The organism is Nonomuraea sp. NPDC050536 (assembly GCF_044457685.1).
Lineage (GTDB): Bacteria > Actinomycetota > Actinomycetes > Streptosporangiales > Streptosporangiaceae > Nonomuraea.
In genome coordinates, this window is record NZ_JBITHD010000002.1 from 140,318 (window position 1) to 162,074 (window position 21,757).

At 70.8% G+C, this 21,757-nt stretch carries 17 protein-coding genes; 5 read left to right on the top strand and 12 right to left on the bottom strand.

What is annotated here, in order from left to right:
* Positions 1 to 17: 17 nt before the first annotated feature.
* Together ACIBHX_RS07675 and ACIBHX_RS07680 are read right to left on the bottom strand one after the other, a co-directional pair.
* Positions 18 to 1,124 (bottom strand): NAD(P)H-dependent flavin oxidoreductase, encoded by a 1,107-nt coding sequence (locus ACIBHX_RS07675; protein ID WP_397065275.1) that lies wholly within the window; start codon positions 1,122 to 1,124, stop codon positions 18 to 20.
* A 178-nt stretch (positions 1,125 to 1,302) separates the two neighbouring features.
* Positions 1,303 to 2,205 carry a DUF3068 domain-containing protein gene (locus ACIBHX_RS07680; RefSeq protein WP_397065277.1) on the bottom strand — a complete coding sequence of 301 codons (903 nt, stop codon included), beginning with the start codon at positions 2,203 to 2,205 and terminating at the stop codon, positions 1,303 to 1,305.
* 141 nt (positions 2,206 to 2,346) lie between these two features.
* On the opposite strand from ACIBHX_RS07680, the gene ACIBHX_RS07685 reads away from it, so the two are divergent.
* Positions 2,347 to 3,072 (top strand): class I SAM-dependent methyltransferase, encoded by a 726-nt coding sequence (locus ACIBHX_RS07685; protein ID WP_397065279.1) that lies wholly within the window; start codon positions 2,347 to 2,349, stop codon positions 3,070 to 3,072.
* The gene (locus ACIBHX_RS07690) at positions 3,039 to 4,247 is read left to right on the top strand and encodes an acyltransferase family protein (protein WP_397065281.1); all 1,209 of its coding nucleotides are present in this window, start codon (positions 3,039 to 3,041) and stop codon (positions 4,245 to 4,247) included. Before ACIBHX_RS07685 ends, ACIBHX_RS07690 begins: the two co-directional genes overlap by 34 nt.
* Here ACIBHX_RS07690 and ACIBHX_RS07695 read toward each other — a convergent pair.
* The 5 genes from ACIBHX_RS07695 to ACIBHX_RS07715 all read right to left on the bottom strand — a co-directional run bounded on the left by ACIBHX_RS07695 (position 4,174) and on the right by ACIBHX_RS07715 (position 11,927).
* Entirely contained in the window at positions 4,174 to 8,217 is a 4,044-nt protein-coding gene (locus tag ACIBHX_RS07695) for an alpha-(1->3)-arabinofuranosyltransferase family protein (protein WP_397065283.1), read from the bottom strand. The genes ACIBHX_RS07690 and ACIBHX_RS07695 overlap by 74 nt on opposite strands.
* Positions 8,214 to 9,338 (bottom strand): glycosyltransferase family 4 protein, encoded by a 1,125-nt coding sequence (locus tag ACIBHX_RS07700; RefSeq protein WP_397065285.1) that lies wholly within the window; start codon positions 9,336 to 9,338, stop codon positions 8,214 to 8,216. The genes ACIBHX_RS07695 and ACIBHX_RS07700 overlap by 4 nt, the downstream gene beginning before the upstream one ends.
* On the bottom strand, positions 9,335 to 10,138 hold the full coding sequence (locus ACIBHX_RS07705) for a glycosyltransferase (protein WP_397065287.1): 804 nt from the start codon (positions 10,136 to 10,138) through the stop codon (positions 9,335 to 9,337). The genes ACIBHX_RS07700 and ACIBHX_RS07705 overlap by 4 nt, the downstream gene beginning before the upstream one ends.
* 11 nt (positions 10,139 to 10,149) lie before the next feature.
* Complete coding sequence (locus ACIBHX_RS07710) at positions 10,150 to 10,284, bottom strand: hypothetical protein (protein WP_275956272.1); 135 nt, start codon at positions 10,282 to 10,284, stop codon at positions 10,150 to 10,152.
* A gap of 104 nt (positions 10,285 to 10,388) precedes the next feature.
* Positions 10,389 to 11,927 (bottom strand): hypothetical protein, encoded by a 1,539-nt coding sequence (locus ACIBHX_RS07715; RefSeq protein WP_397065289.1) that lies wholly within the window; start codon positions 11,925 to 11,927, stop codon positions 10,389 to 10,391.
* A 38-nt stretch (positions 11,928 to 11,965) separates the two neighbouring features.
* On the opposite strand from ACIBHX_RS07715, the gene ACIBHX_RS07720 reads away from it, so the two are divergent.
* Complete coding sequence (locus ACIBHX_RS07720; protein ID WP_397065290.1) at positions 11,966 to 13,774, top strand: hypothetical protein; 1,809 nt, start codon at positions 11,966 to 11,968, stop codon at positions 13,772 to 13,774.
* A 48-nt stretch (positions 13,775 to 13,822) separates the two neighbouring features.
* Here ACIBHX_RS07720 and ACIBHX_RS07725 read toward each other — a convergent pair whose 3' ends face one another.
* Together ACIBHX_RS07725 and ACIBHX_RS07730 are read right to left on the bottom strand one after the other, a co-directional pair.
* Positions 13,823 to 16,000, bottom strand: a complete 2,178-nt coding sequence (locus ACIBHX_RS07725; protein ID WP_397065292.1) for an acyl-CoA dehydrogenase — start codon at positions 15,998 to 16,000, stop codon at positions 13,823 to 13,825.
* Between the two features lie 102 nt (positions 16,001 to 16,102).
* Entirely contained in the window at positions 16,103 to 16,948 is an 846-nt protein-coding gene (locus tag ACIBHX_RS07730) for a hypothetical protein (protein WP_397065294.1), read from the bottom strand.
* Positions 16,949 to 17,073: 125 nt separating this feature from the next.
* Between ACIBHX_RS07730 and ACIBHX_RS07735 the strand changes: the two genes are divergently transcribed.
* Positions 17,074 to 18,501: an AMP-binding protein gene (locus ACIBHX_RS07735; RefSeq protein WP_397065296.1), complete on the top strand. Its 1,428-nt coding sequence runs from the start codon at positions 17,074 to 17,076 to the stop codon at positions 18,499 to 18,501.
* A gap of 19 nt (positions 18,502 to 18,520) precedes the next feature.
* On the top strand, positions 18,521 to 19,576 hold the full coding sequence (locus ACIBHX_RS07740) for a S1C family serine protease (RefSeq protein ID WP_397065298.1): 1,056 nt from the start codon (positions 18,521 to 18,523) through the stop codon (positions 19,574 to 19,576).
* Here the strand turns inward: ACIBHX_RS07740 and ACIBHX_RS07745 are convergent.
* Genes ACIBHX_RS07745 through ACIBHX_RS07755 form a run of 3 tightly spaced genes read right to left on the bottom strand, consistent with a single transcriptional unit; the run spans position 19,573 to position 21,734 of the window.
* Positions 19,573 to 20,517 (bottom strand): D-2-hydroxyacid dehydrogenase family protein, encoded by a 945-nt coding sequence (locus ACIBHX_RS07745; protein ID WP_397065300.1) that lies wholly within the window; start codon positions 20,515 to 20,517, stop codon positions 19,573 to 19,575. The two genes, ACIBHX_RS07740 and ACIBHX_RS07745, sit on opposite strands and share 4 nt — an antisense overlap.
* 58 nt (positions 20,518 to 20,575) lie before the next feature.
* A complete protein-coding gene (locus tag ACIBHX_RS07750; RefSeq protein WP_397065302.1) occupies positions 20,576 to 21,142 on the bottom strand; it encodes an OmpA family protein in 567 nt (188 codons plus the stop codon).
* Positions 21,126 to 21,734, bottom strand: coding sequence for a hypothetical protein (locus ACIBHX_RS07755; protein WP_397065304.1), 609 nt, complete (start codon positions 21,732 to 21,734; stop codon positions 21,126 to 21,128). The genes ACIBHX_RS07750 and ACIBHX_RS07755 overlap by 17 nt, the downstream gene beginning before the upstream one ends.
* Between the last annotated feature and the right edge of the window lie 23 nt (positions 21,735 to 21,757).

Here is a 21,757-nt window from a genome sequence, read left to right on the forward strand (position 1 = left end):
CCCCCGGCGAACGGTGGTCAGTCGCCGACGATGCGGTCGAGGCGTTCCACCGCCTCGCCGTACTCCTCCATCAGGCTGAAGATCACGTCGCGGGTGGACCGCACCTGGTTGGTGATGCCGATGATCTGACCCGCGGGGAACGTGGCCAGCTCGGCGGCGTCGGAGCGGCCGATGCGGCGCAGAGCGTCCGAGACCAGCATGAACTGCAGCGGCATCGGCAGCGTGCCCGGCGAGTCCTCGCCCTCCCACGCCTCGGTCCACTCGTTCTTCAGCAGCCGGGCGGGCTTGCCGGTCCAGCTCCTCGACCTGACCGTGTCGCGGGAGGTCGCCTCCAGGATGCGCCGCCTGGCCATCTCCGGGGTGTCGGCCTCCTCGACCGTCAGCCAGAGCGAGCCGGTCCACACGCCCTCGGCGCCCAGCGCGAGGCCCGCGGCCATCTGGCGGCCGTTGCCGATGCCGCCCGCGGCCAGCACCGGTACGTCGACAGCGTCCACGACCTGGGGGATCAGCACCATCGTGGAGATCTCGCCGGTGTGCCCGCCGGCCTCGGTGCCCTGCGCGACGACGATGTCCACGCCCACCTCGACCTGCTTGAGGGCGTGCCGGGGCGTGGAGGCGAGCGCGGCGACCTTCACACCGTGCTCGTGGGCCTGCTTGACGACGTCGGCGGGCGGCGGGCCGAGCGCGTTGGCCAGCAGCGCGATCGGGTGCCTGAGCGCCACCTCGACCTGCGGGCGCGCGGTCGCGTCCGTCCAGCCGAGCAGCACCTTGCCCGCGTCGGCCTCCTGCGACAGCTCGGGCACCCCGTGGGAGGCCAGCAGTCCCTCCACGAAGCGCCGGTGCCCCTCGGGGATCATCGCCTGCAACCTGCCGACCAGCTCGTCGGCGGCGAAGTCGGCGCCCTCGTAGGAGGCGGGCATGACCACGTCGACACCGTACGGCCGGCCGTCCACATGGTCGTCGATCCACTTGAGCTCCAGCTCGAGCTCTTCCGGGGTGAAGTAGAGGGCGCCGAGGACCCCCATCCCGCCCGCCTTGCTCACCGCTGCGACGACGTCCCGGCAGTGGCTGAACGCGAAGATCGGGAACTCGATTCCGAACATGTCCGTGACACGTGTTCGCATGGCCCGACAATACGGCGACACCCAAACAAACTGCAACGCGTTCTACTCTAGAACCTTTTATCGGTACTGGCGAGTAACCTACCAGGCAGAACGAGTTCTAGTAACGGTGCGTGACAAGTCCGGCCAAAAAAGTACGGCGGGACGCACGGAATCCGCGCGGCCCGCCGTAGCGGTTGGATCAGGAGGAGCGGCGGCGCGCCAGCAGCACGCCGGCCACCACGGCCGCGACGCCCACGATCAGCAGGATCAGCGGGACGATGTTCCGCAGCAGGTTCATCTGCGACTTGTTGGACTCGGCGCTGTTGACCAGGTCGGCCACCGTCTTGTCGGTCATCTTGAGCGTGCCGATGAAGGCCGCCGAGCGCTCGATCCCGTCCTGGGTCTTGAGCACCTCGTGCCGCTGCACCTCCTGGTTGACGGGGGCGCCGGTGGTGGGCTCGATCCAGAACGTGGTCTTGCCGTCGTACCAGCGGTCCACCTGCACGTCGCCCGTCTCGGTCATGCCGAGCACCGAGGCGGGGGCCGTGAGCGTGGCCACCTTGGTGGCGGGGACGCTCTGCTCGAAGACGTACACCGGCAGGCCGTTGACCTGGTCCTCGCGCACGAACGTGGCGTCGAAGGCCTTGGCCGCCGAGGAGTTGAACACCTTGTAGGTCTTCTTCTCCACGTCGAACGGGAACTTGTAGATCTGCCCCTCCAGCGTCACGGGGGCCTTGCCGATGTTGACGCCGCAGCAGTTCACGCCGACGCCGCTGTACTTGTCGAAGGCGCTGCGCCGGTCCGACAGGTCGATCTGCGGACGGCTGTTGGTGACGTCGTTGATCACGGTGGCCTCGTCCCAGACGACGCGCTGGGAGTTGGCCTCCTTGACGTCGCCGCGAGTGGTGACGATCACCCGCAGATCCGCGGTGAGGACCTTGAGGTCCTGCTTGGAGAAGTACTGCGCGCCCTTCGCCTCCAGTTCGGTGATGCCGAACTGGTTGGCGGGGGCAGCGATGAGCTTGGGCGCCGCCCAGAACTTCAGGAGCGGGGCGAGCGCGATGAAGAACGCTCCGACCCCGATGAGGACAAGCGTGGACATGCGACCCATCAACGCCTCCGCGTTCCTAGAACCTGTTGCCGAGTATTGGGCAACAAAGTATGACAGAGTGTGACATGCGTCACGGGCCGGTATTGAGCCGCAATCAAATCGATAGAAACAGGTTCTATCGTGGTTTCACATATGAAAGCGGTAGATATCCGAGAGCGCGCCGATCTGGCGCGGTCTATTCGCCTGTTCCGTGCGTTCCGCACCGAGCAGAACGACAGGGACGGCTACTACACCGCCCTGGCCGCCGACACCTCGGCGCAGCTCAGACAGTATGCCGACCTCCAGGGCAAGATCGTGCTCGACGTGGGCGGCGGGCCCGGCTTCTTCGCCCGCGAGTTCGCCCGCCACGGCGCCCGCTGCGTCTGCGTCGACGTGGACGCCGGCGACCTGAGGGAGGGCGGCGGCATCCTGGGCAGCGCGATGGACCTGCCTCTCGGCGACGGCAGCGTGGACGTCTGCTTCTCCTCCAACGTCCTGGAGCACGTGCCGGAGCCGTGGCGGATGGCCGGCGAGATGGTGCGCGTGACGCGCCCGGGCGGGCTGATCTTCCTGGCGTACACGAACTGGCTCTCGCCCTGGGGCGGCCACGAGACCTCCCCCTGGCACTATCTGGGCGGCTCCTTCGCCGCCCGGAAATATCGCGAAAAGTACGGCACGCCGCCCAAGAACCACTTCGGGCGCAGCCTCTATCCGGTCTCCGTCGCCGGAGGTCTCCGGTGGGCGCGGGCACGGCGCGACGTGGAGCTCGTCGACGCCTTCCCCCGCTACCTGCCCTGGTGGTACCGCCCGATGCTCAAGGTCCCGATCGTCAGGGAGTTCGCCACGTGGAACCTGGTCCTAGTGCTGAGAAGGGCATAAAAGCCGAGAATCCGATCGGAGGGAGCCCCGGCGCAAGAGATGGCGCCCTCGACGGCATCCGGGCGCTGGCCGCGCTCGGCGTCTGGGTGCTGCACGTGGGTGGGAACACCGGCGTCATCTACCGCGACGGCATGTTCGCCTGGATGACCACCCGGCTCGGCATCGCCGTGCCCGTGTTCTTCCTGCTGTCCGGTCTGCTCCTGTACCGGCCGTGGGCCAGGTCCGTCATCGAGGGGACTCCCCCGCCGGGCGCCGGCCGCTACCTGTGGCGCCGCGTGTTACGCGTGATACCGGCCTACTGGCTGGTCACGATCCTGGCGCTGGCCGCCTGGGGCACCTCGCTCGACTGGGGCACCTGGGCCAAGTGGCTGCTCCTGCTGCAGAACTACTTCGAGCAGAAGCGCGCGCCCGACGGCCTGTACCAGATGTGGACGATGCCCATCGAGATGGCCTTCTACCTGGTCCTGCCCCTGCTGGCCTGGCTGCTGCACGCCTGGGCGCGCCGCGGCGACCGCCCGGTCAGGCTGCTGACCGGCATCGCCGTGCTGCCGGCGATCTCCATCGGCACCGCGATCGCCGCGCACGTCTGGGACCAGCCGCAGCTCGCGCTCTGGCTGCCCTACCACCTGATCTTCTTCGCCGCGGGCATGGCCATGGCGGTGCTGTCGGTCTGGCTCAAGGAGATCAGGATCATCGACCAGCTCGCCCCGCAACTGCTCGTGCTGGCCGTACTGCTGTACGCGACCCTGAGCACCGAGCTGGCGGGGCCGCGTACGCTCACGCTGCCGTCGCTGTCGCAGTCGCTGTGGCGGATGATCCTGGAGGCCACGGTCGCGATCCTGGTGGTCGCCCCGTTCGCGCTGGCCTCCCGGCACGACACGCTGCGCCACCGGGTGCTCGGCAACCCGGTCACCGCCTACCTGGGCCGCATCTCCTACAGCTTCTTCCTCTGGCACGCCCCGGTGATCACGTTGTTCTACAAGGTGACGGGCAGCCAGCCGTTCGCGGGCAACTTCACCCAGGTGGCGATCTTCACCTTCGTCGGCTCGGTGCTGGCCAGCGTGGGCAGCTACCACCTGCTCGAGGAGCCCATGCTGCGCCTCAGCGGGCGCCGGTCAGCACCTCTGCCTCCGCCGGAAGCCCCGGTTCCGCAGCCTGCGGCTCCTGCTCCGTGACCAGCCTGCCGAACAGCACGCCCATCGCGGCGCAGGACAGCAGCTGCGGCACCTGATCCGTCAGTATCTGCGTGTCCACGCCGTACTCGCGGATCACCATGGCCGCCGCCAGGCTCGCCGTGGCGCCGCAGAACAGGCCCGCCGCCCACCATTCGGCCTGCCGTACGCGGTGGAAGCCGACCGTGGCGATCACCACGGCGAGCATGCCCGGCCAGCCCGCGACCCACCCGCCGAAGGCCAGCCCCAGCACGATCGCGTACGGCAGGCGCAGCCGGGACACGCGCGAGTCGCCCGCCACGGCGGTGGCCATGACGTGCTCGGGACGCGGGCCGCGCAGCACCAGCGAGGCAAGGGCGAGCAGCGCGATCCCGGCAAGGCCCAGGACCAGAGCGAGGAAGTAGGACCGGTCCGGCAGGTACTCGAGCCGCACGGTGCCCGCGGTGCCCGCGGGCAGCTCCCAGGCCTGCTTCCAGCCGTCGATCCTGACCGGGCGCAGCGCCCCGCCGTCGATCGTGGCGCGCCAGCCGGGGTTGTAGTTCTCGTCGACGACGAGGAAGGCGTCCTTGGGCGCGTTCACCTTCACCTCGCGCAGCGACTGCGTCCACGTGCCGCGCACCGCCGAGGCCTCGACCTGCGGCGTGCCGGCGGGCAGCGTCCCGACCACGAGGTTCTCGATCGCGAACGGATCCCAGCCGGCCGCGCGCACCCGGTTGTCCCCGCCGACGAGCCTGGGCTTGGCGCAGGCGGCGAACCGCACGGGCCGCTGCTCGAGCAGGTCGTCGTAGGTGCCGCTGACCTGGGTCTGCACGGCGGCGCCGTTGATCTCCAGCCGCGGCCCCTGCCCGCACGGCAGGCGGAACGGGATGCCCTCCGGCCGGGAGGCGGGCGTGATGCCGGGGATGATCAGCTCGGTGACCTCGAGCCGCTTGGAGACGGGCAGGAAGTGGATCCGCAGCTTCCTCGTGGTGAGGGGCTTGAACTTCAGGACTCCGCCGGCGTTCACCCGGCCGCTGCGGACCACGTCGCCGTCGCCGGTGACGATCACGTCGAGCGGCTGTTTGTCGCCGCCCGGCCTGGCCACCTGCAGCTGCGACACCTTCCGCGCGCCCGACCAGCCGAGCGTGAGCGTGGGCTCGGTGTCGCCGGGCGCCGGGATCCACGTGGTGGAGGCATCGGCGTCGAAGGCGGACCGCGCGCCGGCGACCGGGTCATGGCCCGCCTGGGACGTCCCGGACACCTGGGTCAGGTCGCCGCTGAGCCGGGTGTACCGGTCGACGAGCGCGGGGTCACGCAGGATGGCCGAGCCGCGCACGTTGCCCTTGGCCGCGCTTTCCAGCGTGAAGGTGCGGTCGAAGCCGGCGCCCTCCTCGTCGGGGCGGCCGAGCAGCGGGTTGCAGATCCACCTGTCCTGGTTGCGCATGCACTCGGGACGGCCGTCCAGCCCGCGGTCCATGACGAACGCGTCGCCGCCCGCGCCGGGCAACCGGATCGTGCGGCTGGGCAGGATGCCGGGGATCGTCACCTCGGTGATGCCGACCCGCTGCACGAAGCTCCACTTGGCGTTGTAGGTGGCCAGGATCTTGATCTTCACGTAGCTGGTCGGGCCGGATGCGGTCTTCAGTATCTGCGGCGTGTTGGTCCGCTGCACGTCCTGCTCGACCGTGCCGCCCTCGGTCTCCACCGCGACCCGCCTGATCGACTGGCCGAGCAGGACGGTGTTGGTGAAGGTGACCTTGAGCTGCGGGATCTCCCGCGGCCTCGGCAGGTCGACGCGGAGCCACTCGCCCTGCGGCCGGTCCCAGCCGCCGCTCTCCCAGCCGGTGGTGTAGTCGCCGTCCATGGCCGCCCACGGGCCACGGCCCGCCGTACTCAGGCCTGGGACGGCGCCGGCGTCGGCCACCGAGGAGGAGGCGGTGATGTTCGCGATGCCGTCGTACTGGGCGGTCGCGGCGTCCTGCAGCCAGCCGTCCTCCAACAGGTCGAGCGCGCGCACGCCGGTGAAATCCTCGCGCTTGTCGGCGGTCAGCGTCGGGGTCCAGTTGGACCTGATCTCGCCGAAGGCCCGCTCGCGCAGCCGCAGTGCGTCGCTGACCACGGTCGGCGCCTCGCGCTTGCCCGCATCGCCGTTGACCAGCACGGGACCCTCGCTCAGCAGGCCGAGGTCGCCCATGGTGAGCAGCGACTCGGGCCCGCCGCGCACCCGCAGCGCCTCACCGGCCGGCTGCACGCCGACCAGGTCGCTGCTGCCCGACACCTCGTACAGGTCCAGGGCGGGGAACGGCCAGTCCACGGAGTTGACCACGTCGTCGGTGAAGCCGTCGCCCACCTCGCCGCCGAAGGAGCGGACCTTGGTGATGCCGGGCGAGTCGCGCAGCGCCTGGTAGATCCGCGCCGGCCAGGCGCCCTGCAGGTTCGCCCGGATCAAGTCGTTCCTGACGAGCAGGTAGTGCACGCCCAGCCTGCGCAGCACGTCGGTCAGGCCCTGCGAGCCGTACCCGGCGGTGAGCCGCTGGTCGACGGCGTCCAGCAGCCGGGTCAGGCCGACCGATCCGGCGGCCGTCACCTGGCGGGTGGTCCAGCGGGCGTCGAACAGCGGCTGCATCGGGTCGTCCTGCGGCCTGCCCCACAGGTACTCGCCGAACTTGGCGCCGGGCACGACCAGCACGCCGTCGTCACCGGCGTTCTCGTTGATCCACGCGGCCGCCTGCCGCCAGTACAGCGGCACCTCCTTGAAGTCGCCCGGCGAGGCCAGCCCCTGGTTGAACACGGGCAGCACGAGCCCGGCGAAGGCCAGCAGCGCCAGGGCCCGCAGCGGCAGCCGGATCCTGCCCGCCACGCAGGCCAGCAGGTGCGCCAGGCCGAAGGCGAGCGGCAGCCGTACCAGCGGGTCGAACTTGCGCAGGTTGCGCAGCGGGGCGAGCGGCCCGTCGAGCAGCCAGCGCACGGGCTCGGCCACGACCGGTTCCAGGTCACTGATGTGGCCCGCGACCAGGGCGGACACGCCTATCACGAACAGCGCGATGATGAAGCCCTTGGCGGGCAGGTCACGTCTGGCCAGCCCGGCCAGGCACAGCGCGGCCAGCACGCCGGTGACGACCACGCCCAGGGCCGAGGTGGCGATCGCGTACCCGGCGGGCTGGGTGGTCGTGCCGTCGATGGGCAGGAAGCGCACCCAGTCGGAGGCGCCGCGCAGCACGTTCGTCAGCCCCGTGACCTGCGTGGTGGCCGAGGAAGTCTCGGTGTAGGGCAGGAAGGAGAAGGCGTAGCGGCCTACCAGCAGCAGCGGCAGCCACCAGAACAGCGTGGCGACGGCCACGGCGCCGCTCCACCAGGCCAGCAGACGCCAGCGCGGCACCGGCTTCGGCCTGGTCAGGATGTAGAGCACGGGGGCGATCAGCACGGCGAGCACGGCGACCGCGTTCACGCCGCCGCACAGCGCCACCGCCAGGCCCGACCTGACGGCCGCCCTGGCCCGCTGGCCGGTCTCCGAGGCGGTCAGCAGCGGTATCAGGATCCACGGCAACATCGCGGCGGGCAGCCACTCGATGGAGATCTCACCGATGATCGACAGCGCGCGGGGCGCCAGCGCGTAGGCCAGCGCGGCCACGATCCTGGTGCCCGGCGTGCCGACGCCGAGCTGCCTGGCCAGGCGTTCCACGCCCAGGAAGGCCACGCTCATCAGCAAGGTCAGCCACAGCCGCTGGGTGACCCAGGGTTCCAGGTTGACCAGCTTGCCCAGGGCGAAGAACGGGCCCATCGGGAAGAGGTATCCGGCGGCCTGGTTCTGCAGCTGGCCGAAGTGCTGCAGGTCCCACAGGTGGGCGGCGCGCTGCAGCCAGCCGATCGGGTTCAGCGCCAGGTCGATCTTGGTGTCGGCGATGATGTTGCCCGGCCTGGTGGTGAAGGCCAGTACGGCGAAGCCGAGACAGCAGAGCGCCAGCCACAGCCGCTGCCGGGCCCGCCCGCTCACTGCTCCTCACCCACCACGCGCGAGGCGATCGGCCAGGCCATCCGGTTCCGCTCGGGTTCACCGTGAAGCAGCGCGGCCACCTTGCCCGCGGTCTCGTCCCAGGAGAAGGTCGCCGCCCACGCCCTGCACCGCTCGCGGTAGGCGTCGTCGAGCTCGTCGAGCGCGGCCGTCACGCCCTTGGCCAGGTTCGCGCCCTCGGGGATCAGCCATCCGGTCTCGCCGGGCCGGATCGCGTCGCGCAGCCCGTCGACGTCGAAGGCCACGGTCGGGACGCCGAGCGCGGCGGCCTCCAGGACGCACAACCCCCAGCCCTCCCCCTGCGACGCGCTGACATGCAGCCAGGCCCTGGCGGTGAGCCGGGCCTTGTCCTCCTCGGGCAGGTAGCTGTGCATCGTGACGCCTTCCGGCAGGCGAGCGCGCAGGCGGTCCTCCTCAGGACCACGCCCGACGATGTCCACGGTCAGATCAGGCCACCGCTCCCGCAGCGCGGGTACGGCGTCGAGCAGCAGGTCCACCCGCTTGTGCGCGACCAGCCTGCCGACACACACCAGGGACGGCTGCCGGGTTCTCCCGGCATCTCCTGGCTGGTGAACGCTCACCCCGTTGTGGGCGATGTGGATGGGGCCGCGCCACCCCAGCCGCTCGCGCATGGCCAGCACGGTCGACGGCGACACGGCCACGCTCTCGCGCCGCCGGTAGGTCCACCGTGACACCGGCCCCTCCAGGAAGCGCCCGACCGCGGCCAGCCAGCGCGACATGTGCACTCCGAACTGCCGGTCGTGCACGTGGTGCAGCACGCACAGCACCCTGGTACGGCGCGGCAGCACCCACGGGCTGAAGAACGGGATCCCGTTCTGGCAGTCGAGCACCGCGTCGAACCGCCACCGCCTGACCAGCAGCCAGGCCAGCACCAGCGGGTAGAGGGTGAACGGCCCGCCCATCCGCGCCAGCCGTACCCCCTCGACGACCTCGCCTCTGGTCTGGCCGGGGGCGCGGGCCGTGACGAACCAGACCCGATCGCCGCCGGCCGCCAGGCGCCTGGCCAGTTCCCAGGCATAGGTCTCCGCGCCCCCGGCTGCGGGGTGCCATGGGTCACGCCAGTTGAGCACGGCGATGTTCACGGATAACCGACGGGGTCGAGAGGCGGGTCCCAGGCCGGCTTGGCGCGCGTGCGGGACTCGACGCGCAGCCGTAGCCAGATCCTGGTCAGCTCCAGCAGGATGGCGGTGCTGTGCCGGGCGGGCGAGAAGCGTGAGCCCGGCATGTCCCGCCACTGGACGGGGATCTCCAGCACCGCCGAGCCGCGCCGCACGCAGCGGGCCAGCAGCTCGACGTCGAAGGCGAACCCGGTGACGGACAGCTCCGCCGCGACCTCGCGGGCCAGCGGGCCGTCGAAGAACTTGAAGCCGCACTGGGTGTCGCTCACCCCGCGCACCAGCAGCCTGGCCAGCGCGCGGAAGCCGACCGCGCCCAGCTCTCGTACCTTGCTGTGCCGGTTCTCCACGTCGGAGAAGGCGTGCGCGCGCGAGCCGATGACAACCCGCTCGCCTGACAGCAGCAGGCCCACGGCGACGTCGATGGCGTCCAGGTCGGTGGCCATGTCGGCGTCACAGAAGCCGACGAGTGGAGCCCTGGTCAGCGACAGACCGGCGCGCACCGCGGCGCCCTTGCCCGGGATGGGGCAGGTGGCCAGCCGTACGGGCACGGGACCCGGCGTCCACGCCTCGACGATGGCGGCGGTGGAGTCGGTGCTGTCGTTGTCCACGACGATGACGGCGGTCGGGAACGGTAAACGGGCAAGCTTCGCGCACAGCTGCAGGAGCCCCCCGGGGAGTCGCCGTTCCTCGTTGTACGCCGGAACGACGATCTCAAGCAGTGGTCGTCGGCTCGCCCGTTCGTCCCCCTGATGGGAGGGCGGCATGACTTCGCCGGTTACCGGTCGCCGTAGTTGTAGAGCGGCTTGTTGACGGGTGTCGCGGTGGCGCCGGTGAAAGATACTGTCGTGACCGTGGTCACCAAGGCTGCCACGGCAATGCCGATGATCGCGGCTAGCAGAATCTTGATCACGGGAGGGTTCCTCCTCGAGCTGGGGGCCCCACCTAACCTAGAACCAATTCTTGCTACTCGGAAGTAGCTCAACGAAATCTTAATAAATCCGCTGATCAGTGGACTTATTCGGACGAAGGCCGGGCGACTGGCCCTTCCAGCCGATACAGTCGCAGCTCAGCCGCGTCGACCAGGGGTCGTGCACCCTTCAACCAATGGGTGAAGGCCTGGAGCTCCTCCGGGGTACCGGCATCGACTAGGACATACCGAAACCCTGCTGCGGCAAGGTCCGGCGAAAGCCCTTCTAGTACGTGTTCTACTTTTCGTGCTCGCGGATCCTCGCTCCCGACGCGCGTCGAACCCACCCGCATGACGTCACTGGCGACCACCTGCCGGCCCGGCGTCGCGAAGTACCGCTGCGCCGGATCCAGCACCGCCCGCCCGCCGTTCCAGCCGAACCTGCGGTAGGACTCGAACGGCAGCACCAGCACATCACCCGGCTCGCCGTCCCGCGCGATGACCGCCCGCGCCCGTTCCCAGCTGTCCGGGTACGGCACCGCCGTCAGCCGCCCCGCCAGCCCCCAGGCCATCGTCGGCAGCACCAGCACGGGCACGACCACCAGCGCCGCCACCCACGCCCGCCCCGGCACCCTCGCCGTGAGCTGTCCCAACCCCACCGCCGCGAGCAGGGCGAGCGGAGCCAGGAACTGCTGCGCGTCCCGCACCACCGCGAACCCGCCCCACACTCCGACCAGCCACCTGAGCACGTCCCGCCCGGGCTCGGTCACCCCCAGGCACGCGATCGCGAATCCGGCGGCCGCCGCCACCCCCAGCCCCTTGGCGTACGGCAGGCCACGCCGCGCCAGCCAGAACCCGCCGATCCCCGCGATCATGACGACCAGCCGCGCCACGGCACCCACCACCGAGCCGAACCCCTCGGGCACCGCGTAGGCGTTCCAGATCCCGCCCAGCGACAGCAGGCTCGCCACCACTCCGAGCGGCCCGTCAGCCCGGGCGGCGAACGCGTCCACCCCGGCGGGATCCCCGGTGAGCCCCTCGGGCCGTAGCATCGTGACCGCGAGCCACGGCAGGCTGAAGGCCACCAGCAACCCCACCACGACCAGCGCTCCACGCCAACGGTCACGAACGGCCCTGCCGTACATCCCGATGAGCGGCACGGCCGTGAGGCCGGTGATCAGCATGGCGGCGAACCCGCCCACGGCGGCCGGCAGCAGCGCCACCCACAGCCGCCGCCCGCGGACCATCGCGTGCACCACCCACGGCAGCCCCGCGTACCCGAGCAGCAGCGCCCACTGCCCCATCAGCAGCCGCTCGGCCACGTACGGGTTCCACACGTAGAACGCGCCCGCGACCAGGCCGCCGAGCCTGGCCGCCCCCGCGCACCCCAACACGAAGATCGCCAGGAGCAGCAGCTTCTGCACCAGCTCGGCGGGCAGCACGTGGGCCAGCAGGGTGACGACCGCGTCGCTGGGCACCACCCGCGCCGCCCCGCCCGCCAGCCCGAACGTGAACGGCGAGAACGCCGGCGACGGCACGAAGACCATGTCCTGGATCAGCACGAACCCCTGCCCCAGGCCGGGCCCGAGCGCCAGCAGCCCGAGCGCCAGCCCCAGCACGGGCGCGACTCGGGTCAGTGACGGCATCCAGCTATTGTGGCTAATGTCCTCCCCAGGAGGCACGGGTGAGCACAAGCGGTAGGCGAGCGCACGGCGAGATCGTGCTCGGTGTCGCCCTCGTGATGATCGCTTTACAACTGGCGTGGAAGTTCGACCTCGTCCGCAGGACCTACTTCAGGCAGGACGACTTCGTCTTCATCACCCGTGGCCTGGAGAACAGCCTGAGCTGGGACTACCTGATGCGGGTGGACTACGGCCACCTGGTGCCGGGCCCGTTCGCGATCCAGTGGGCGATGGGGCGGCTGGGCGTCTACAACGACGTGCTGGCCCACGGCGTGGTGATCGGGCTGCAGGCACTGGCCTGCCTGGCGCTGTTACGGCTGCTGCGGCTGCTGTTCGGGGCACGGCCCGCGATCCTGGTGCCGCTCGGGCTCTACCTGGTGACGCCGCTGACGATCTCATCGCTGTCGTGGTGGGCGGTGGCGATCGAGACGCTGCCGTTCCAGCTCGCGCTGCCGATGGCGCTCAGCTCGCACGTCCTCTACACCCGCACCGGGCGCCGCAGGCACGCCATCGCGGCAGCCGCCTGGACGCTGTTCGCGATGGTGTTCTTCGTCAAGGCGCCGTTCATCCTGGTGCTGGCCGTGGTGCTGACGCTCGGCTGGCTGCGGCCGAGGCGCACGGCGTGGCCGCTGTACCTGGCGGTGGTGGCCGGATACGCCGCGGTGTTCTTCCGCCAGCTGTTCACCTCGGTGCAGCTGACCAACGACCTGATCAAGCCGTCGCTGCCGAGCCTGGACGTGACCGCGCGCTTCGCCTGGACGCTGCTGTCGGGCGCGCTGGTGCCCGGCGCGCTGGGTGGGCCGTACCAGTGGCGGCCGATCGGCGACGACTACGCCACCGCCGCACCGCCGCCCGCGCTGGTGTGGGCCGGGCTCGGCGTGGCTTTGATCGTGGTCGCGGTGTCGATCGTCTACCGGCGACGCGCCTGGCTGGCGTGGACGATGCTGCTCGGCTACTTCGCGCTGGCCGACGTCGTGCCGGTGCTGATCGGCCGGATCCAGCAGCTCGGCCCCGAGGTCGGCGGCTACGAGCTGCGCTACGTCTCCTCCACCGCGACCGTGCTGGCGATCGTGGCCGGCCTGGCGTTCATCCCCGTCCAGGGCGAGGAGCAGCCCTGGCGGCGCCCGCTCCCCGCGCTGCGCAGGGTCTGGTTCGGGCTGGCCGCCGCCGTCCTGGTCGGCTCGATCTGGTCGGTCGTCGCGTACGGCAGGCTGCCGCTGGGCCTGCACGTCAAGAGCTACGTGGAGACCGCCAGGCTGGCGCTCGCGCGGGCCCCGCAGGACGCGGTCATCCTGGACGCCAACGTGCCGCCGAAGGTCGCCTACCCGATCTTCTTCTACGAGTACGCGCGCACCTCCAAGCTGCTCGGGCCGATCGCCCCGCACCCGGTCACCTGGGCCACGCAGCTCAGCGGGCCGGTGCGCAACCCGCTGGCCTTCGACGAGCAGGGCCGCCTGCGGCCGGTGGACATCGAGGGCCTGACCATCCCGCGTCCCGGCTGCCTGCCGGTCAAGGGGACCGACACCCGCATCCCGCTCCCGCTGCCGCTGCCCGAAGGCCAGTGGACGGTACAGGTGGGCTACCTCAACCCCACCCCCACCACGCTCTCGGTACGGCTGGGCGGCGCCGGGACCCAGGTGGCCGCGGGCAAGGACTTCGGCTGGACGTTCGCCACGCTCAAGGCCGCCGGGAACGAGCTGGTGCTGCGCACGGTGGACGGCCGTACGACGTGCGTCGGCGAGATCAAGATCGGCGTCCCGCTCCCCGGCAAGGCCGCCACCCCCAGCCCGCTCCAACCCGTCCAGCCCTAGCCGTTGACGGGGAAGGGCGCCTCCCGCCGGGAGACGCCCTTCGGCTGCTCAGCGTCCCGGCTCGGGGTCCCTGGGCAGGCCCAGCATGCGCTCGCCGATGATGTTGAGCTGGACCTCGGTGGTGCCGCCGTAGATGGTCATGGCCCTGGTGGCCAGCACGGCCCTGTTCCAGTAGCCGGCGTCGCCCAGCTTGATGTCGGCCGCCACCACGGCCGCCGAGCCGAGCAGGTCCACCGCGGTCTCCGACACGTGTTGCGCGTGCGAGGTCGACAGCAGCTTGCGGACCGAGGCGTCCGCGCCCGGCTCCGAGCCTGCCAGCTGCTTGAGCGTCACCCGCAGCGACAGCGCGTTGATCGAGTGGCCCTCGCAGATCACGTCCGCCACCGCGTGCCGCTCGACCGGCGTGAGCTCCCTGCCCAGCCGCGCGACCAGCCCGAGCAGGTCGGGCACCGAGGCGCCGGTGCCGCCCGAGCCGGATGACAGCGACACCCGCTCGTTGGACAGCGTGTTGCGCGCCACCTTCCAGCCGTCGCCGACCTCGCCCACGACCAGGTCGTCGGGGACGAACACGTCGTCCATGAAGACCTCGTTGAACAGGTTCTCGCCGGTCATCTCGGTCAGCGGCCTGACCGTCACGCCGGGCGACTTCATGTCGACCAGGAAGTAGGTGATGCCCTCGTGCTTGGTGCCTTCGGAGGAGTTGCGGGCGATGCAGATGCCCCACTCGGCCACGTGCGCGACCGAGGTCCAGATCTTCTGCCCGTTGAGCTTCCAGCCGCCCTCGACCTTGTCCGCCTTCATCTGCAGCGAGGCCAGGTCGGAACCGGCGCCGGGCTCGGAGAAGAGCTGGCACCAGATCATCTCGCCGCTCAGCGTCCTGGGCAGGAACCGCTGCTGCTGCTCCGGCGTGCCGTACGAGACGAGCGACGGGACGACCCAGGCGCCGATGATCATGTTGGGCGTGCGGACCTTGGCCGCCTTCAGCTCCTGGGCGATCAGGACCTGCTCGAGCGGCTTGGCGCCGCGGCCCCACGGCTTGGGCAGGTGCGGCATGACGAACCCGTGGTCGGCCAGGGCGCGGTTGCGCTCCTTGCCCTCCAGCCGGGCGATCTCCGCGATCTCCTGGCCGATCGCCTCGCGCAGCGGCGCGGCGTCCTCCGGCAGGTCGATCTCCATCTCCCTGGCCACGCCGCCGAGCGCCAGCCCGGTCACCGAGTCCGCCCACTCCGCCGCCGGGCCGAGCAGCGCGCGCAGCGTGAGCGCGCGGCGGAAGTACAGGTGGGCGTCGTGCTCGAAGGTGTAGCCGATGCCGCCGAAGGTCTGGATCGCGTCCTTGGCGCAGCGCACGGCCGCGTCCGGCGCCATCACCCCGGCGATCGCCGCGGCGAACTCCAGCTCACCGCCTTCGGCGCGGGTGGCGTCCCACACGGTGGCGCGCGCCTGCTCCAGCGCGACCAGCATGCGCGACAGCTTGTGCTTGATGCCCTGGAACTGCCCGATCGGCCGCCCGAACTGCACCCGCACCTTGGCGTAGTCGGAGGCCGCCCGCACGCACCACGCCGCGATCCCGGCCGCCTCCGCACCCAGCAGGATGGCCGCCAGGTTCAGCACGTCGGGCCCCTCGACCCCATCCAGCACCCGCTCTGCCGGTACGGCTACCGCCACCAGCTCCACCCGGGCCACCGGCCTGGTCAGGTCCAGCGACTCGAGCTTGGTGACCGTGGCGTCCGAAGCGTCGACCGCCACCCACTCCTCACCCTCGCTCGTCGTCACCGGCAGGACCAGCAGGTCGGCCAGCGAGCCGCCCAGGACGGGCTCCGCGGTGCCCTCGACGACCAGCGTGCCGTCCTCGCCGCGGGTGCCGGTGAGGTTGCCCGACAGGGCCACCGCCGCGGTGCGCTCGCCGCTCGCCAGCGCGGGCAGCAGGTCGTGCCGCTTGGAGGCGTGGATGACGGCGCCGGCCAGCACCGTGGGCACGAACGGGCCGGGGGCCAGCCGCTCGGCCAGCGCCTCGATGACGACCGCGGCCTCGAGCAGGCCGTAGCCCGAGCCGCCCGCCCCCTCGGGCAGGTGCAGGCCGAGCAGGCCCTGCTCGGCCAGGCCCGGCCAGAACGCGGGGCGCTCGTCGCCCCCGGACCGCGTCAGCTCGGCGGGGATGTTCCGCTCCGCCCAGCCGCTCACCGATTCGCGGAGTGCTTCGTGCTCCTCGCTCAACCCGATCGCCATCGCTCATCCTCCAGCCGAGTCCAATGCCAGAACCATATTCTAGAGGATGCTTCTGCGGTACCGCCTCCCCCGAGTTCGAAGTGGGGGCAGCCAAAGAGTCCCCTAGAGAGGACGAAGCCCCTTGGCGAGGACGTTCAGGTCGGGCCAGTGGGACTTGCCGGAGTCGGGGATGGAGGCCAGGAGCATGGCGGGCTTGGTCTTGCCGACCTCGACCACCGCGATCAGGGCCTGGGCCACGTGCTGCGCGCCGCCCGAGGTGAAGGTGACCTTGTAGCCGAGCAGCCAGCCCTTGCCGAGGGCGAGCTTCTGCGAGCCGGTCCAGGCGAGCGTGGCGCCTGCCGGGTACTGCGTCCGCATCGTCCACCTGACCGCGCGGGCCGCGAGGGCCCGGTAGTCGGCGTCCGTGGAGGGCTTCTTGAGCGCCTCGTTCCCCGGCAGCATGGCCGAGGCGATCACCGTGTGCGGGATGGCGACCTTCCCGATCCGCTGCGCGACCGAGAACGGCGGGTACGAGCGGGCCTGCCACGGCTTGGCGAAGCGCGGGTAGGTCAGCCCCGTCGCCTTGTCGGCGATCACGCCGTCGGTCACGGTGGCCTTGCCCGGCAGCGGGGCGAGCTTCATCGACTCCGGCACCGCGGGCAGCGCGATCTGCGCCGCGCTCGGTTTGGGCGCCGGCGTGGCCGAGGCCGTGGCGACCTGGCTGGGCCGGTCGCTCGGCGCCTGCTTGGGGACGTCGCCGGAGAAGATCACGAACACCAGCACGACGGCGAGCACGGTCACCAGGATCGCGCCGATGAGGTACACGACCTTGATGGGGATGTCGCCGAGGCGGGCGAGGGGCCCCTGCCTGGGCGGAGGCACCCGGGGCGGGAGCGGCCTCGGCGCGGGCGGACGCGGGATCTTGGTTGTCTGCTCGCTGTCGGGCAGGGCGACCTTCCTGAACGGCATGGTCGGCGCTTCGTAACTGGGTCTCTGTTCGCCGGGGTCCGCCATGGCCTTGAGGCTACGTCACTCCAGGTAGGGATATTTCCGCTATTCACGGAGTAGAACCTCATTCTGTAGTCTCGCGGGATATGAGCGGCTTCTATGAGATCGCGGCCGATGATCCGTCCCGTCCCGCCCTGCTCGGCGAGGACGGCGTCACCTACGGGGAGTTGCTCGCCGACGTCAACCAGGTGTCCCACGGTCTGCGTGCCCGCGGCGTGGAGCGCGGCGACGCCGTCGTGACCGTGCTGCACAACGGGGCCGACATGCTGGCCATGATGCTCGCCACCTACCAGATCGGGGCGTACCTGACGCCGGTCAACTGGCACTTCACCGAGGACGAGATCGCCTACATCGTGGCCGACTGCGGGGCCCGGGTGGTGGTCCGCTCAGCTGACGACGTCTCCGCCCTGGCGGCCGGACAGCCGGACACCGCGCCGGTCGACCGCAGGGCCGGGTCGATGATGCTCTACACCTCCGGCACCACCGGACGGCCGAAGGGCGTGCGCAGGCGGCTGCTCGATCTCACGCCGGAGGAGCTGTACCCGATCCTGATGCGCAAGAGCTGGAAGCACTTCGGGCTGCCGCTCGGCGGGGTCCACCTGGTGTGCTCGCAGCTCTACCACTCCGCCCCGTACAGCCAGGCCATGATGGCGCTGCAGTTCGGCCATTCCCTGGTGACCCCCGGGCGCTTCGACGCCGCGGGCACCCTAGAGCTGATCGAGCGCTGCCGGGTGACGAACGCGTTCATGGTGCCCACCATGTTCCACCGGCTGCTCGCCGTACCGGATCGGGAGAAGTACGACCTGTCCTCCCTCACCCACCTGTACCACGGCGCGGCGCCCTGCCCACCGGCCACGAAGAAGGCGATGATCGACTGGCTCGGCCCGGTGCTGTGGGAGTACTACGGCTCGACCGAGGCGGCCATGGCCACCATGGTCTCGTCGCAGGAGTGGCTGGCCAGACCAGGCACGGTCGGGCGGGCGCTGGACGGGATGGCGTTCACCATCGTCGGCGAGGACGGCCACGAGGTCCCGCAGGGTGAGCCTGGTCTGGTCTACATCGGCGGCGTGAACCGCTTCGAGTACCACGGCGACCCGGACAAGACCGCCGCCGCCATGCGGGGCCGCGACTACACGCCGGGCGACATCGGTTACCTGGACGCCGAGGGGTACCTGTTCCTGCTCGACCGGCGTACCGACCTGATCATCTCCGGCGGGGTCAACATCTACCCCGCCGAGATCGAGGCGGCCCTGCTCGAGCACCCGGCCGTGGCCGACGTGGCGGTGATCGGCGTGCCCGACCCGGAGTGGGGGCACCGGGTGGTGGCGCTCGTACAGCCCGCCGACGGGTTCACGCCTGGCGAGGAACTGACGGCCGAGCTGCTGCGGCACTGCGAGCCGCGGCTGGCGCGGCTCAAGCACCCGCGGGTCATCGAGTACCGCCAGTCGTTGCCGCGCACGCCCACGGGCAAGCTGAGCAGGCGGAACGTCCGCGAGGCGTATCTTTCTGGCTGAGCTGGGAAGATACCCCCGCATGAGGAGGATCGCCACGGGCATGGCCGTGGTCGCACTGCTCGCCGGCTGCTCGGCCCCTTCGGGAAGTCCGAGTCCCGTCGCCTCCGCGTCGCAGACCACCTCGGCTCCCGCGGCTGCGAGCCCGAACTCGCTCGAGGCGGCCTACGAGCAGGTGATCACCAAGGTGCTGCCCTCCATCGTGCAGATCAACACCAAGGCGGGCCTCGGCTCCGGCATCGTCTACGACAACTCCGGGCACATCGTGACCAACGCCCACGTCGTCGGGCAGGCCACCCAGATGGAGGTCACGCTCGCCAGCGGCGGCGCGGCCCGCAAGGCCGACCTGGTCTCCTCCTTCGTCGGGGGCGACCTGGCGGTCATCAAGGTGCGGGATCCCAGGGGGCTCACACCGGCGAAGTTCGGCGACTCGAGCAAGCTACGCGTGGGTCAGCTCGTCCTGGCCATGGGCAACCCGCTGGGCCTGTCGGGCAGCGTCACCGAGGGCATCGTGTCGGCCGTCGGCCGCACGGTCAGCGAGCCGCAGGAGCCGGACTCCCCCGGCGCCACGATCAGCGGCGCCGTCCAGACCTCGGCTTCCATCAACCCCGGCAACAGCGGCGGGGCCCTGGTGGACCTCAACGGCGAGGTCATCGGCATTCCCACGCTCGCCGCCACCGACCCCGACCTGGGCGGCGGAGCGGCGCCTGGCATCGGCTTCGCCATCCCCAGCAACACCGCCACGGACATCGCCGCTCAGATCGTCAAGGAGGGCAAGGTCACCAACAGCCACCGCGCCGCCCTCGGCATCCAGGGCAGCACCGTCATCGGCGTGAACGGCCAGCCGGCGGGCGTCGGCGTGGCCACAGTGCAACCCGGCGGCGCCGCGGAGAAGGCGGGCATCAAGACGGGCGACGTCATCGTCTCGGTGAACGGCACCAAGACGCCGACCATCGCGTCCCTGACGGAGCTTCTCACCACCCTCAAACCCGGGGACCAGGTCAAGGTGGAAGTCCTCAAGCCCGACGGCTCGACCACCACCGTCACCGCCACCCTCGGCCAGCTCCCGGGCGACTAACCGAGCCGGCGGATGGGGGTGCCGGATCGGTAGGCGTGGATGTCCTCCACGGCTTCCCGGAAGTACGTGGCGTAGTTGCCCCGGGTGACGTAGCCGATGTGTGGCGTGGCCAGGACGTTGGAGAGCGTGCGGTAGGGGTGGTCGAGGGGCAGGGGTTCGGTGTCGAACACGTCGAGGGCGGCGCCAGCGATGACGCCCGCGCGGAGGGCCGCGATGAGGGCGGGCTGGTCGACGATGGCGGCTCGTGAGGTGTTGACGAGGTAGGCGGTGGGGCGCATGAGGGCCAGGTCCTCGGCGCCGACCAGGCCGCGGGTACGGGCACTCAGGACCAGGTGGATCGAGACGATGTCCGAGGCGGCGAGCAGGTCCTGCTTCGACGGGGCGAAGCCGGCTCCCGCGGCGGCGGCGCGCTCTGGGGTGAGGTTCTGGCTCCAGGCGATCACGTTCATGCCGAACGCCCGCGCCACCCCCGCCACCTGGGTGCCGAGCTTGCCGAGGCCGAGCAGGCCCAGCGTGCTGCCATGGAGGTCGAGGCCGATCGTGTGCTGCCACGGGCCGCCCTGGCGCAACGACGTCGCCTCGGGAAGGATCCCGCGAGCCAGGCCGAGGATGAGGGCCCAGGTCAGCTCGACGGGCGGGGTGGAGCTGCTGGCCGTACCGCAGACCGTGACGCCGTGCCGGCGGGCGGCCTCCAGGTCGATCGAGGCGTTGCGCATGCCGGAGGTGACGAGCAGCCGCAGCCGGGGCAGGCGGGCGAACAGCTCGGCGGGGAAGGGCGTCCGCTCCCGCATGATGACCACGATCTCGCAGTCGTCGATCGCCGCGACCAGCTCGTCCTGGTCGGTGATGTGCTCGCGGATCGACCGCGCGTCCACCGCCGACCAGTCGGCCAGCCCCAGGGCCACACCCTGGTAGTCATCCAGGATCGCGCACTTCACCATTGCCCCCTTGACATCGCCTAAGGCCCGGTCGAGCAGCGTACCTGCCGGCCTCGAGGCGTCACTGTTCGGCGTCGAAGACGATCTCGACGCGGCGGTTCTTGGCGCGGTTCCTCGCGTCGGGCTTGCCGTCGACGAGGTTGGGCAGCTTGGGGCGGCTCTCGCCGTACCCCTGAGCCTGCAGCGTGAGACCGGACAGCAGCGGCTGAAGCGCCTTCTGCACGGCGAGCGCCCGCCTCCTGGACAGGGTGAGGTTGTAGGCGTCGGTGCCCTGGTCGTCGGTGTGGCCGTTGATCTTGACCACGCCGCCGGCGCCGTCGGACTTGACCTTGGTCGCGACCTGCCGCAGACGCTGCTTGGCCTGGGCCGTCAGCACCCACTTGTCCAGCGCGAACAGCACGTCACTGGTGAGCGCGACGGTGACCTGCTTGCCCTGCTTGGTCTCGCTCTCGGTGCCGTCGAGCGACTCGACCTCGCCCACGATGTCCTCGACGGGCAGGACCAGATCCTCTACCACTCCGCTCGCATCGGGCGGGACCGTGGGGTCCGCCCAGGCAGGACCGGCCTGCAGGCCGGCCAGCAGAACGGTCAGCACGACGGCCGGCGCGAGGCTAGGAGAGCGGAACATCGGTGAAGACCCCGAACGGCGGCATCTCGATGTTGACCTTGGTGACGTCGGGCGGCGGCGCGCCGAAGACGGCGTAGAGCGAGGTGGTCTGCCCCTTCTCCGGCCACACGCCCTGAGTGCTGGAGCAGATGCAGGCCGCGTCGGAGCCGGTGCCGTTGCGCGCCACGCGGTAGCGCTTGCCGTTCACGGTGTCGATGAGCGAAACGCGGCTGACGCTCAAGTCGAGAGGGCTGGCACCCATCTGGCCGTGCAGGCTGACCTTGCCGTCGAGCGCGGTCACGCTGAAGTTGAGTGAAACGACCTTGCCCTGCCGCTGGAGCAGCGTGATGTCGACCTTCGCCGTGCCGGAGGAGCCGCCGCTGGTGACCTTCACCTCGCGGCCGGCGATCGCCTTGTCGCTCTGCTGCGCCGGGGTGTCCTGCCGCGCGGGGGTGGTGGCCGGGGCCCCAGTGGAAGGCTCAGTGGACGGCTTGCTCGGGGCGACCGCGGCGGTCTGCTGCTTCTCCTCGCCGCCGCCGCCCTGCTGGGCGGGCAGCAGGCCGCACCCGGTGAGTGCCACGGCCGTGACGGCCAGTGCCAGAATCCGCTTCATCCTATGATCACCCTTGTCGGTGC

What these genes read in the sequence shown, in the direction of transcription:
- ACIBHX_RS07675 (WP_397065275.1), bottom strand. Translation starts at nt 1,124, where the DNA reads ATGCGAACACGTGTCACGGACATGTTCGGAATCGAGTTCCCGATCTTC.
- ACIBHX_RS07680 (WP_397065277.1), bottom strand. Translation starts at nt 2,205, where the DNA reads ATGTCCACGCTTGTCCTCATCGGGGTCGGAGCGTTCTTCATCGCGCTC.
- ACIBHX_RS07685 (WP_397065279.1), top strand. Translation starts at nt 2,347, where the DNA reads ATGAAAGCGGTAGATATCCGAGAGCGCGCCGATCTGGCGCGGTCTATT.
- ACIBHX_RS07705 (WP_397065287.1), bottom strand. Translation starts at nt 10,138, where the DNA reads ATGCCGCCCTCCCATCAGGGGGACGAACGGGCGAGCCGACGACCACTG.
- ACIBHX_RS07715 (WP_397065289.1), bottom strand. Translation starts at nt 11,927, where the DNA reads ATGCCGTCACTGACCCGAGTCGCGCCCGTGCTGGGGCTGGCGCTCGGG.
- ACIBHX_RS07725 (WP_397065292.1), bottom strand. Translation starts at nt 16,000, where the DNA reads ATGGCGATCGGGTTGAGCGAGGAGCACGAAGCACTCCGCGAATCGGTG.
- ACIBHX_RS07730 (WP_397065294.1), bottom strand. Translation starts at nt 16,948, where the DNA reads ATGCCGTTCAGGAAGGTCGCCCTGCCCGACAGCGAGCAGACAACCAAG.
- ACIBHX_RS07735 (WP_397065296.1), top strand. Translation starts at nt 17,074, where the DNA reads ATGAGCGGCTTCTATGAGATCGCGGCCGATGATCCGTCCCGTCCCGCC.
- ACIBHX_RS07740 (WP_397065298.1), top strand. Translation starts at nt 18,521, where the DNA reads ATGAGGAGGATCGCCACGGGCATGGCCGTGGTCGCACTGCTCGCCGGC.
- ACIBHX_RS07745 (WP_397065300.1), bottom strand. Translation starts at nt 20,517, where the DNA reads ATGGTGAAGTGCGCGATCCTGGATGACTACCAGGGTGTGGCCCTGGGG.
- ACIBHX_RS07750 (WP_397065302.1), bottom strand. Translation starts at nt 21,142, where the DNA reads ATGTTCCGCTCTCCTAGCCTCGCGCCGGCCGTCGTGCTGACCGTTCTG.
- ACIBHX_RS07755 (WP_397065304.1), bottom strand. Translation starts at nt 21,734, where the DNA reads ATGAAGCGGATTCTGGCACTGGCCGTCACGGCCGTGGCACTCACCGGG.